This window comes from Sphingobacterium psychroaquaticum (genome assembly GCF_900177625.1).
In the GTDB taxonomy this organism is placed as follows: domain Bacteria; phylum Bacteroidota; class Bacteroidia; order Sphingobacteriales; family Sphingobacteriaceae; genus Sphingobacterium; species Sphingobacterium psychroaquaticum.
This window is the reverse complement of sequence record NZ_FXAU01000002.1, coordinates 600,518-614,341: the sequence shown is the minus strand read 5'-3', so window position 1 is coordinate 614,341 and position 13,824 is coordinate 600,518. Positions and strand designations below refer to the sequence as shown.

Below are 13,824 nucleotides of genomic sequence, written 5' to 3'. Positions count from 1 at the left end.
CTAAAGTCAATTTAAACTATGTAATCTAACCGCTTGTGAAGCCTTTTAGATTGTTGTAAATCTTTTATTGTAAAAAATACTAACCAAGAAATAAAATGAAAGGAAACATTTACCGAAAGAATATAACGGTAAAGACATTTTGTCTTTTCCTGCTCCTATTATTTAGGAGTTTACCAACGCATGCACAAAGCGGACTCACGATTCAGGGGACGGTGGTTGATGCAGAAACAAAAGAACCAATTGAGGGGGTGACGGTACGATATGGCAATAGTTCAATTGCTACGGCTACGAATGAAGCGGGCTTTTATAAGTTCGAGATTCCTCAAAGAGGGAGTATAACATTCACCCTTATAGGTTACAAACCTCAGGAGGTTTCAGTCAAGAGTAAAGGTGCTGTTAACATACAACTTGTAAAACAGGGAGAAGATATAGATGAAGTTGTTGTTGTGGGGTATGGGAAGCAAAAGAAAGTTTCTGTCACTGCTGCAATTTCAACTATTGATACGAAAGACTTAAAGCAAAGCTCTGCAGCAAATCTTTCTGCGGCTCTTGCTGGGCGACTTCCAGGTTTAACTGCTATGCAGACTTCGGGGCAACCCGGGAATGATGTTGTAAACCTGTACTTACGTGGTCTAGGGACAGTGAATGATGCTTCTCCGTTGATTCTTATCGATGGGGTGCCACGCTCAAATATCAGCAAATTGGATCCGAATGAAGTGGAATCTGTAAGTATCCTAAAAGATGCCTCTGCGACAGCGGTATTTGGTGTGCGAGGTGCTAATGGCGTTATTCTGATTACGACCAAACGTGGTCAACCCGGTAAATCGGAATTAAATATTTCCGTAGATCAGAGCTACCAGAAGTTCATGGCTCAGGCGGATAGAATTCATTCGTGGGAGTTTGCAGAACTACGTAATCAGGCGTATCTAAATGATAATCCGGGAGCGAAAGAAGATCAGATGCCTTTTACACAATTTATGATTAATAAGTATAAGAGCGGTGAGGATCCCGTGTTTTATCCGGATCGGGATGTTTTTCATGATTATTTTAGAGATTGGGCCCCTCAAACGCGTGTAAACGCCAATTTTAATGGGGGTGGTGACCGTTTTACATACTTTTTAAATGCGGGATATATTGGGCAAGGTGGTAATTTTAAGACGGAACCAGAAAGCTTTCTTGGCTATGATCCTAGCTATAAAATGGATCGCTATAATTTTCGTGGAAACATTGATTATGGTATTGCAAAAAATCTAAAAGCTTCCCTAAATATAGCCACTTATTTAGAGAAGATGAATACCCCACAGACAGTAGATCTTTTTTCCGGTAGTGTAGCCGGAATGGTGCAGAATATGATTGCTTATACATGGGCGACACCTCCTACTGATCCGGGGCCGGTAACGATGCCTGGATATGGTGTGCCTTTAAATGAGGTAGTTGCACAATCTGGTCAGGATAGAAATACCTTTGGTGAGATTAATAGAAGGGGATATAGACAGGAGATGACGAATAATTTGAACTCCTCGCTAGTATTGGATTGGGGATTAGATTTTATCACAAAGGGCTTGTCGGCAAAAGGAATGATTGCTTTTGATAGTCATGCAAGCACTGTTTTACAAGGTGTTCGTTCCTTGGATACTTATGCTTTTCGGGTAGCTCGAGATGAAGATGATACCAATGGATATTCTCCTATTAGAACAAATCAAGATGCGGCGATAAGGCTTTCCAAGGGTATGAACACCCGATATTACACCAATTTTCAAGCCTCTTTAAATTATGCCCGATCATTTAGCAAACATAACGTAACGGGGATGTTTTTATTCCAACGCGATAACTGGGATCAATATGGAGCAGATTTGCCTTACAATATTGTTGGTTTGGTCGGACGTGCTACCTACAATTACGACAACCGTTATTTAGCTGAATTTAATTATGGCTATAATGGGTCAGAGCAATTTGCGCCAGCGAATCGTTTTGGATCTTTTCCTGCTTTTTCTGCCGGTTGGGTAATTAGCAATGAAAGTTTCTTAAAGAATAACAATGTGATTACAAATCTTAAGCTTCGTGGTTCATACGGTTTGGCTGGAAACGATAAGCTCGGGGGAGAGCGCTTTTTGTACCAAAGCTTTATAAATATGGCGGGAGGAGCCATTCCAACATTGGGAAGAGGACAGAGTATTGTGCAGGGAAGAATGGGAAATGAAGCGATCCAATGGGAGATTGCACGGAAGATGAATATCGGGCTTGATGTGGAGCTCATGAAAAGCCTTTCTTTGACGGTAGATGTTTTCAAGGAGAATAGAGATAAGATTCTCATCAGTAGAAAAACGGTTCCCGAGTTGCAAGGTGTTTCCTTGTCTAATATTCCTCGTGTGAATATTGGAGAGGTGGATAATAAGGGGTTTGAAGCAGAGCTTATTTACAGAAAAGCGGTAAACGGAGACTTTTCTTTCTTGGCTAAAGGTAATTTCGCGTACAATAAAAACGTCGTTAAGTTCCTTGATGAGGTACAATATGGAGAAGACTATGCGTACCGTAATCGATCAACAGGTTATAGTATAGGGCAGCAGTTTGGTTATAAGGTCGACTACAGTAACGGGAACGGATACATCAATACGGCGGAAGAATTAGCGAATTTACCCGCTTACCAGATGGGAGGGAACCCGCGGCTGGGCGATTTGAAGTATATCGATATTACTGGTGATGGTATCATTAACGATCGGGATATGGTGCCAATTGGTAACCCGTCTGTTCCTCGTATTTCCTACGGTTTGTCAGGATCGGTTACCTATAAAAATGCAGATCTAGCTTTTCTTTTTGCCGGAGTCGCTCAAACGAGTCGATACACCACGGGTTGGGGAGCCACAGAGTTTGCGCTGGTTGGTTTTTACAGTGACTGGCACCACCAAGCGTGGACAGCCGATCGTTATGCCAATGGAGAGGAGATCCGCTATCCTGCACTAGGGATGGCTAGTGGTGTAAGTCAAGTGCGAAACGACTTCTTTATTATGGATCGTTCCTTTTTACGCTTAAAATCATTGGAGTTAGGATATAGTTTACCAGCGGGTTTGCTGAAACCTCTTGGCGTTCAAAGAATACGTATGTATGTTAATGGTAATAACCTATTTACTTTTAAGAAGTTGCCGATTGACACAATCGATCCTGAACAAAATGATGCCTTGGTGTATCCGTTGACTAGGATGTATAATTTCGGACTGAACGTAACCTTTTAACCAATTAACAAAACTTTGACATGAAAATACAATATTTAAGTTTGATCATGCTTTCCTTGTCCCTTTGGTTTACATCCTGTTCTGATGTATTGGATATGGCACCGGATGGGAATATGCAAATGGATGAGGTATTGGCTGACCCCGACAAAGTAGAGGCATTATTAAATAGATGCTACAATAATATTCCGCAGAAAGGATATAGCTATTGGTTCTTTGATAATATTGTCGTTGCATCGAGCGACGATGGTTATACCTCAGATGAAGGACAAGGGGTTCCGACCACCGCAATCTATCAAGATAATAACAATGCAAGCTCCCATAATATAAGGGATGCACATGATGGGCATGGAGGCAATAATACCGGTTACTGGACTCGGGCCTGGCAGCAGATTCGATTGTGTTCGCAGTTTATTGAAGTCATTGATAAGGCTGCAGTCAATAGAGATACGGATCGAGGACGGTTTAAGGCTGAAGCGAGAGTGTTGCGTGCCTTCTTTTATATGGAGTTAGTTAAATGGTTTGGAAAAGTCCCTGTTTTAAATGAAACAGTACCTTTTGATGCAAACTTCTCCACGTTAACCCGCTCGTCGGTTTATGACGTCGCAAAGTTTATTATTGCTGATTGTGATGCTGCTTTGGCCGAACCGAATCTCCCTTGGCGTTTAGATAATGGGAATGATGCGATGCGTGTGACTAAAGCATTGGCACATGCACTACGTGCGAAAGCTATGCTCTTTGCTGCGAGCCCATTGCATAATCAAGGACAAAACTATTGGGAGGAAGCTTACACAATAGCCAAGGATGCAGTAACAAATCTCAAATCAAACGGGTTTGAGCTGTTTACCAAAACAACACAGCCCAATCTTTATGGTACAGGACCTGCTGCGGCGTTACGTCAGTTGGTTACACAGAGTGCTGATTATTCCGCTACCCCGCGAGACAAAGAAACACTTTATCAGGTGCGCTCCGGCGGCGTGTTTGTGTGGCACATTGGATACATCGGTAGCAACATGGCCAATACGTATAAGTGTGGAACTACCCCCACACAAGAACTTGTAGATGCCTTCGAAACTATTAATGGACTACCAGTGCTGGATCTCAAAAAACCATACTTAGATGAAAAGCACTTACAACCGAACTACAATACGGAGAATACACAGTACGATAAAAACAATCCCTATGCAAATAGAGATCCACGTTTTTATCAAACGGTGCTACATAATGGTAGTAAGATTCTTTTCGATAATAAAACGGTCGAAGTACAAACTTTTACCGGGGGACCACATGCCCCAAGTTTTGATATTACTAACCGTGTTTCTTCACGGACGGGATACTATCATACGAAAATGGTAACACCGGGCGCAAGTGGAAACAATGGTATTAATAACGCGAACTGGAAGTATTACCGCTTAGGGGAAACGTTACTTGATCTTGCTGAGGCTGCTGCTGAGGCGGGTCACCTTGATGAGGCACGAACCGCTGCCAATGAGGTGAGGGCTCGATCGGGGATGCCGCCCTTATCTGCGAGCTTATCACAAGCGGATCTTATTCTTCGTATTCGAAATGAGAGAAGGGTTGAACTTGCTTGGGAAGAGCAGCGTTATTTCGATCTACGGAGATGGCAGGCTCCAACAGGCGATCTGAGTGAAACGAGTAAGTGGTTTACCGCAATGGTTATTACGAAAAATAACAACGGTACATTCAGCTACGCCCGCCGAAATATCTCGAACAATGCTCGAGGAGGCTGGCAAAATAGAGATCTACTACTGCCTCTTCCGTTGAACGAGGCCGCCACGTTAGAATCTGTAACGGGACAAAAATGGCAGAACCCAGGTTGGTAATTTAAGCAAGGATTAAAACAATGAAAAAAATAGCAACACATATCGTGTTATGTATTATTTGCTTGATGATATATAACCCTCTTTCCGCCCAACAGGCAGATAAACTGGTGTACAGGATTGTGAATATATATAACCAACCCGTGGAGCATGCTAAGGTTCGCTCCCAGGATGGTACGTACGAAACGGTAACCACCCGGGAAGGTACATTTGAGTTTCCAACCGAATATTTGAAGGGACATGTGCTCCTGACTGCGGATGGTTACCTGAATGCACGTATTGCTCCGGAACAGTTTATAAATCAGAAAGATTTTACTCTTCAATTTGATGCGCATAACATGGGGGGAGAGGTTGATTTCGGCTATCTGTCGTATAGCAAGGAATCTATAACAGGAGCTGTCTCTTCTGTTACGGGGAAAGTTTTGGATAAGACACCTTCCAATGTACTTTCAGATACTTATGAGGGAAGGCTACCTGGACTTACTGTGATAAATAACATTGCTGAATTGACCTTTTTTGGATATGGAAACTATTCCAAAACTATACGAGGAAGCTCATCGGTTAACGGTAGTAGCCCATTGGTTATTATTGACGGTGTTGTTGCGCCGACCCAGTATATTGAATTTATCTCTCCGAAAGAGATAGAAACTATTTCAGTACTCAAGGACGCAGCTAGTACCTCCGCATATGGTATTCAAGGTTCTTCGGGCGTCATCGTGATCACCACCAAGCGAGGGCATAATGGGAAAATAGATGTGGAAGGTTATCTCGACTACTCTTTGCAACAACTTACACGTAAACCTTTGTTTGTAAATTCCGGTCAATACGCAGAATTGCGGAATGAGGCTGGCGAACGTGGCGGATTAGGTAAGTTTTCACAGTTTACGCAATCGGATATCGACTTGTTTAAATCAGGGGAGAACGCGGGCTACCCGAATAACAATTGGTACAGTCAGTTTATGAAAGATTATGCGAACAGACAACGCGCAGGGGTGAATGTTTCTGGTGGTACAGATAAGTTTCGATATTATTCGAACCTAAGCTTTGTTAACCAGACGCAACCTTTTAAGATTGCTGATGAGCCTGATCGCAAGTATGATCCTACACCTAAAGTGAATATTGGAAACTTCCGTACAAATATGGATGTGAAGTTCAACAAATACTTATCGGGCTATATGCGGTTGGCGGGTAATGTCAAACGTGAAGTGCTGGCTGGCGGAAATATGGGCTGGACGATCTATAGCCAGATCCTTAACCAACCACCGACAATGTATGGTCCGTTATCTCCAATTAATGAGGAGGATCCGGAGTTAAGCAATCAGGTCGTAACGGTAGACGGAATGGATAATACGGCATATGGTATGCTTAACCGGTCTGGATATCGAAATGTTATTGAAACGAATATCCTGGCTCAAGCGGGTTTGAAAATGGATATGGGCTTTCTTCTCGATGGTCTTTCCGCTAGCGGTGGAATGGCTTACCAAACCTATGTTCGTAATGAGACAGGTACGAATCAATCCTATAAACGTCTGATTCGAGGGGACGATTTTTCAAGTCTTACTAATTTTACGCAGTATAAAACATTTGAAAATACCCCACTAAGTTACAATAAGGGATCCCTCTTTTTCTATTATTTGAACCTGTTGGCTCGTTTGGATTACAATAAACGTTTTGGCGATCATAGCATTGATGCGAGTGCACATACTTATTATCTGAAACAAGAAACAGAGGCGTCAGGCTCCTCCAATAGCGTCTTACCTTACAAGCGTCAGAACTTTGGTTTTTCAGCATTGTATGGCTATAAGGATCGTTATTTCTTAAAGGCAGATATGGCATACTCTGGTTCAGAGCAATTCCATAAGGATCATCGATACACGTTTACTCCGGCGGTATCTGCCGCGTGGATCGCCTCTAAAGAGGAATTTCTTCAGTCCGAGGTTCTCACGCTATTAAAACTGCGCGCTTCGTATGGTATCAATGGGAGCGATCAGTTAGGTGGAGCACGATTTTTATTCCTCGATAATATTCGTTCAGATGGTTCGGAGTTAGCGCGCGGGAATCCGCTTTTGGAAGCTGAGAAAATCAAAAAGCTTAACCTAGGTCTAAACTTGGGATTCTTGAATATGTTTACTGTGGACTTCGATTATTTCACGAACAAAGTGAACAATATGTTGATCAACACAAGTGCTACGATTCCCGAATATCAAGGGATTCCTTTGAACTACTATCCGAAACTCAATGGCGGTGAAATGGAAAATAAGGGCTTTGAGATTGGACTAGGGTTCAATAAACACATCAATCAAAACCTTTCTGTTTTTCTGCAAGGAAACTTTATGCAGGTGAAGAATAAAGTCATCAATATAAACGAAGCTATGTTGGGAGAAGACTATGCCTACCCATACCGTTCGCAAGGTTTTGCGCTAGGGCAGCAGTGGGGATATTTGGTTGATTATTCCAACGGCAACGGCATGTTTAACTCGAAAGAGGAGTTGACTAATTCCGGTCTTTCTTATTCATTTGGAACTCCTCGTGTAGGAGATTTAAAATATCAAGATCTAAATGGGGATAAGATTATTAATGAGAAAGATGTAGCGCCAATTGGATATACAAGAGCACCACAGCAAGAGTATAGTATTGCCGGTGGCACGACATGGAAGAGTTGGGAGTTTTCTTTCTTGTTGCACGGGGTTGCTCGCAGCACACAGATTTTAAGTGGTATTGGTGCCTTTGAGAATCAAGGTAAAGGAATTTTTACCGATTTACATATGGCGTCCTGGACTCCTGAACGCTATGCTGCCGGAGAAGAAATTAATTATCCTGCTTTGTCTTTATTACCGTCAACCAATCACGTCTCCAATGACTTCTTCGTGAGCAACAGATCCTATCTCCGTTTAAGAAATGTGGAGTTGGCCTATAGTCTTCCTACTGCTGTCGCACAAAAAATTAAAGCGGAAAGAATTCGCGTCGCTTTGGGTGTACAAAATCTGTTTACCGTTAGTCATATGAAGTCAAAATATATAGATCCTGAAATCGGAAGTATGAACACGTTTCAACCCTATCGAATTTTTAACATTGGATTAAGCGCTAACTTCTAATAAAATATAGATCATGAAAAAGAATGTTTTTCGAGTTTTAATAATGGCCGCATGTTTCTTAAGCATGGAGTCGTGCGCCGATCTTGACTTACCATCAGATGGTCGGTTAACGTTAGAAGATATGTTCAGTAGTTATCAAAGAACAAGAAATTACTATCACTCCTGTCGTTCCTTTTTTCCCGAAAAGGGATTTACCTACCAAGGAAGTAGGGCGCCGTTGGCTTCCTTTACGGATGAAGGTCACGATGCTAGTGATGGGGTGAATGGGGCGGTGAACGACTGGTATAATAACCGTACTTCGGCAACAAATAATCCAATAGAAGGTAGTTACAGCTGGACGCATTATTTTCAGGGCATACGGAAGTGTAATACTTTTTTAACGAGTATCAAAGATCCAAATATCGCTACCGCATACATTGATGAGGATGAAAAAAATGGATGGATTGGTGAAGTCCTTGTGTTGCGTGCATATTACTACTTACAGCTGATTAAAAAGTACGGAGGTGTTCCGATCATAAATACACCGTATGAGGTGAATCACGACTTTTCTAAAGATCGTCGCGCGACCTTCGAAGAGTGTGCGGACTTTATTATTGCAGATTGTGATGCTGCTTTAGCTTTGCCAGAGGGAGGATCGGCCAACACTGGCTTTCGGTGGAACATCAATGATAACGAACGAGGGGTGATTACACGTGCATTTGCGTATGCGGTAAAGTCTCAAACAGCTTTGTATGCAGCGAGCCCTTTATGGAGCACAGGAGGCACAAAATATACATGGGAGCGCGCAACGGAGATAACCAAAGAAGCATTAGACCAGTGTTTGACGCACGGTTTTCAATTGTTTACGACCAAACCACCAGAAGATGTTGCACAAAATGCCTATGCGTATTATTTTATTTTACGCTCAGATCCAAGTCGTTCTGTGGATAAAGAAACGATTTTTGAATCCCTCAGTGCACGAACAAATGTTTGGAAATTTGCGGGGACGCCTATTACAGAAGGAGCAGAAAAGGCTGGTTTTGGACCATCGCAGGAACTAGTAGATGCGTATGGTATGCAGGCGACGGGTGAGATGCCGGTACTCGGTTATACGGATGGAGATCACGTACAACCGATTATCAATACCGCTGCCGGATATGATCCGATGAATCCTTATGTTGGTCGCGATCCGCGCTTTTACGCTAGTGTTTATTACAATAATTCGCCACGTTCATTGACTTCTGGAGTTATTGAGAAGACTCTTTATCCCTTAAATTTTGCGGCGACAAAGAATAATGTAACAGTTAGCGGTACGAACGAGGTAAAGCTTGTTACGACAAGTAGTGATCCTTGGGTCCACACAACCACTTTGGGAAAGGCAATTGCGGCCGGCCAGAAACGGGTAATAAGTTTTGAGTATAAGAGTAATAAAACGGTGAACAACGCGGAGTTTTTCTTTTGTGTAGCTGGGGGGCCTCAGGGTGGCGTATCTACCGGAGAAAATATTACCATCCAACAAGCTGGTGAATGGACGAGGTTTGAGTACGACTTGTCGTCGGCAATTACGAAGTGGGGGTTTGGAGTAAACTCCAACGGTGGTCAAGCGCCCCAGAATCATTTCCTACGTTTTGATTTAACAAGTGGAGCAGGATATGAAATTACGATCCGGAATTTCCAAATCGAATCTTTTACTCCTCCTCCGGCGCCTGTCGCGGTGGAGACCTTTGTCGGTGGGAATTGTGGTATTTCATCTAATATTACACAAACTAGATTTACACGTACAGGATATTACCTGCGGAAGTTTAATAACTATAAATCGGGCGTCAACGTAGACGGCGACGGATTAATGAAGATTTTTCGCTTGGCGGAGCTCTATCTAAACTTTGCCGAAGCAGCCTCTAATTCTGTTGGGGCAGATGCGGCTGTTGCGAGTAAAGCAAACGGAGCGGCTGCGCTTTCAGCGCGGGAAGCGGTGAATATTATCCGTGCAAGAGCGGGTATGCCAGCCCTTCCGACAGGGCTTTCTAAGGAGGTTTTTCAAATCCGATATCGTAATGAAAGACAGGTGGAACTAGCTTTCGAAGAGCATCGTTTCTTTGATGTTAGGCGCTGGAAGATACTTGGCGAAACGGATAAGTTTGTAAGCGGAATGCGGATTACAAAAAATGGGAATAGTTACATCTATAACCGCTTTAAACTCCAAGATAGAGGAACGAATGTCGATAAGTACCTATTATCGCCGATAAAATTATCAGAGGTTTCTAAGATGTTATCCTTTACGGGAGTGAACTGGCAGAATCCAGGATGGTAAAATGCTGCGGTCCGCTTGATACTTGTTTAACAATTTATGCTATGAAAATGAATGCCACTAAATCTTTATCTCTCTATATGCTGTTGTTTCTATGTCTAATCGTTTGCTGCTCCAATACTGTAAGCAGTAAGGAGAAGATGAATACAGGCAGAAAACAGCAGTACAGTTCCGATACTTCGATGCGTTACATTTCTAACGGACGATTAAAGTTAGGGATAGACCTCGCTTTGGGCGGAGCTGTTACGTATCTCAGCGATAAAGCCAATGGTGGTGAGAATATGATAAATAGTTATGACTGGGGGCGCCAGATTCAGATGTCTTATTACAGTGGTCCTTGGCCATACATTGGCCCCAATGGCGAGAGACCAACTCCGGAGTGGGAAGGGTTGGGATGGAATCCAATTCAATCGGGCGATGCAGGTGGGCACAGATCTCGAATTATTTCTTTCGAATACAAAGGGAAAAATGCGATGCTCGTGCGAAGTATTCCCATGCAATGGCCGCATAAAACGGGTGTCCCAGGCGAGTGTGTCTTTGAATGTCTCTATACATTAAGGGATAATGTAATCGATATGAAAGCAACGATTCATAACAATAGATCAGATAAGACACAATATATGGCAGGATCTCAGGAAATGCCTGCCGTATATACGAATGGGAAATGGTACAAGTTGGTCTCGTACCTTGGAGATAAGCCTTTTGAAGATAAACCAGTAACGACTATTGTGGATAAAAATGATAAAAAGGGATGGCCTTGGGTACACTTTTATACACCAGAAAAGTGGGTTGCGCTATTAGACGAAAAGGGATATGGCATAGGTGTGTTTCAACCGGAAGTATTGACGTTTAATGGCGGTTTTCATCCCAATGATGCACACAAGGGATTCGGTGGAGAGAAGGGCGTACAAACAGGACACGTAGCTCCCATAGGAAGACAAATTCTAGACTATAATATTACATGGGCCTATGAAACGGCTCTTATCCTTGGAACGCTTAATGATATTCGAGGGTACGCCAAAAAACATGGACAGCAATCTGGTGCTATGGAGTGGTCTTTTCTACAAAATCGGAACAACTGGTATTATCACGGAGAGATTAAAGACAGTGGTTTTCCGCTGCAAGGTGGTTTAGATATTTCATTTAAGAAAAATGCAGCCTTAGTTGGCCCTGTCACTTTTTGGAATGCTACGGCACATTCGCATTTAGAAATTGATGGAACTTTTAAGAGTACAGATGGTCAGGTGCTTGTTGAGGTGGAGATTCAACCGGTCAGTAATTCGGATTTTACGGATTGGTTAAATTGGTCTGAAGGGGCATCTAGTGTGGAAGCGGAAAATAAGGCCAAAGCAACTTCTTTCTCGAAAAAAGCTGCTCTTTCCCTCCAGCAAACGCTTTCTGCAGATGGTGAACGTAAAAAATACCGGATCGATCTATCAACCCTTACAGGGTATAACGGGGCGATGAAGAGTTTACGAATAAAGTTTTTAAATGACGGACATGCAAAAGTGAGTAACATAAAACTCACCAACGGTAAATAAGAATTTATAGTGATGATAAAAAAGAAGTTAATATCCTTAATCGCAGGCGGATTGTTGTGTCAATTAGGATCTGCGCAACAGGTGTCTAAGGTTAATAGTGATCAATGGTCAATGACCGACGCATTGGGCCGAAAAGCGGTTGAACAAGAGGAGATTGCAGGAAAGAAGGGGGATAAGGTGGTGGCTATGTTTTACTGGACTTGGCATCAGGGTAACGATGATACGACTTATCAGGTAAAAAATATAACCGAAATAGTCCGCAAAAATCCGGAAGCCATGAAGGATTATAACCACCGTGGTTGGGGTACAAAAAAGCCTGGTTTCTTTTTCTGGGAGGAACCCTTGTTTGGATATTATAAAACGACCGATACCTGGGTGCTACGACGTCACGCTGAAATGCTTGCCGATGCAGGGGTAGATGTTGTGTTTTTTGACTGTACCAATGGAAGCTTAACATGGCAAGAATCTTATGAAGCATTGTTAAAAACGTGGGATCAGGCTCAAAAAGATGGCGTAAAAGTACCTAAGATCGCGTTCATGCTCCCTTTTGGTCCAGTGCCACATTCTGCGGTATCGCTTCGGCAATTATATCAGGATTTATATAAGCCCGGACGCTATCAGAATCTATGGTTTAACTGGAAAGGAAAGCCCTGTATTATGGCTTACCCCGATAATTTGGAAAAAACCGGAGTAGACAAGGAGATTGCAGAATTTTTCACTTTTCGACCTGGACAGCCAGACTATGTCGACGGGCCTTCTCGTAAGGACCATTGGGGATGGCTGGAAAATTATCCGCAAAAAGGATATGTTCGGAATAACGAAGGTAAGTTTGAACAGGTTACCGTAGGTGTTGCCCAAAATGCTGGACCTTCGACCAATGGCCATTGTAGCGCCTTTAACCTACCGGGAACATATGGGCGAAGCTATAGTCAACAACATGGTTTTGACCCGCGCGTCGATGGCTACCTCTATGGATGGAATTTTCAAGAACAGTGGAACCGAGCTTTTGAGTTGGATCCAGAACTGGTGTTTATCACGGGGTGGAATGAATACACTGCTGGACAATGGCTTCCCGTGCATAGCTGGACGGGAGATCCTTTTTCTTTTGTGGACCAATACGATTGGGAACATAGTCGAGATATTGAACCCAATAAAGGATGGGGAGATAAGGGGGATGTATATTATTTACAGCTAATTGATAATGTGCGCAAGTTTAAGGGGATGGAGCCTCGCGATCAGGTTTCCGCAGTTAAAACGATAAAGTTGGGTAAAGTCGGTGAATGGGATAATGTGCTTCCTTACTATACCCATTACAAAGGTAACACGATGCATCGTGATCATCGCGGACGCTATAGCTCGTACTATAAGAATACAACAGGAAGAAATGATATCGTGGGTGCAAAAGTAGCTCGTGATGCCAACACTTTATTTTTTTATGTGGAAACGGCTGAAAAGTTATCTTCCCCGGGGGATAGAAACTGGATGATGTTATTTATCGATATTGATCGAAATAAAGAGACCGGTTGGAATGGTTATGACTATATAATTAATCGTCAGAATCCCCGAGGAAACAAGGCTGTTGTAGAGAAAAATGTCGGTGGACGTTGGGAATGGGCTGAAGTTGGGGTGGCTCCGATGCAGGTTCGTCACGATAAATTAGAAATTGCGCTGCCAAAGCAGTGGCTTGGCGTAAAGGGGGAGGCATTAGACTTTGAGTTTAAGTGGAATGATAATATGCAAGAAAATGGCAATATCATGGATTTTTATGTGAATGGAGATACCGCGCCAGGTGGGCGTTTTAATTTTGTATACAAAGTCAATTAATTAAATGTG

The 13,824-nt window shown here is 42.8% G+C and carries 6 protein-coding genes; all 6 read left to right on the top strand.

What is annotated here, in order from left to right; genetic code table 11:
• Positions 1-95 precede the first annotated feature (95 nt).
• From B9Y69_RS08130 to B9Y69_RS08105, 6 genes are read left to right on the top strand one after another with little or no spacing between them, the layout of a single operon-like run.
• Positions 96-3,230: a SusC/RagA family TonB-linked outer membrane protein gene (locus B9Y69_RS08130; protein WP_085472432.1), complete on the top strand. Its 3,135-nt coding sequence runs from the start codon at positions 96-98 to the stop codon at positions 3,228-3,230.
• A 20-nt stretch (positions 3,231-3,250) separates the two neighbouring features.
• Positions 3,251-5,071, top strand: a complete 1,821-nt coding sequence (locus B9Y69_RS08125) for a RagB/SusD family nutrient uptake outer membrane protein (protein WP_085472431.1) — start codon at positions 3,251-3,253, stop codon at positions 5,069-5,071.
• 20 nt (positions 5,072-5,091) lie between these two features.
• A complete protein-coding gene (locus B9Y69_RS08120; RefSeq protein WP_085472430.1) occupies positions 5,092-8,163 on the top strand; it encodes a SusC/RagA family TonB-linked outer membrane protein in 3,072 nt (1,023 codons plus the stop codon).
• A 13-nt stretch (positions 8,164-8,176) separates the two neighbouring features.
• Positions 8,177-10,453: a RagB/SusD family nutrient uptake outer membrane protein gene (locus tag B9Y69_RS08115; protein ID WP_085472429.1), complete on the top strand. Its 2,277-nt coding sequence runs from the start codon at positions 8,177-8,179 to the stop codon at positions 10,451-10,453.
• Positions 10,454-10,494: 41 nt separating this feature from the next.
• Positions 10,495-11,991, top strand: a complete 1,497-nt coding sequence (locus B9Y69_RS08110; RefSeq protein ID WP_144036526.1) for a hypothetical protein — start codon at positions 10,495-10,497, stop codon at positions 11,989-11,991.
• 12 nt (positions 11,992-12,003) lie between these two features.
• Positions 12,004-13,815 carry a hypothetical protein gene (locus B9Y69_RS08105; protein ID WP_200811762.1) on the top strand — a complete coding sequence of 604 codons (1,812 nt, stop codon included), beginning with the start codon at positions 12,004-12,006 and terminating at the stop codon, positions 13,813-13,815.
• Positions 13,816-13,824: the final 9 nt, after the last annotated feature.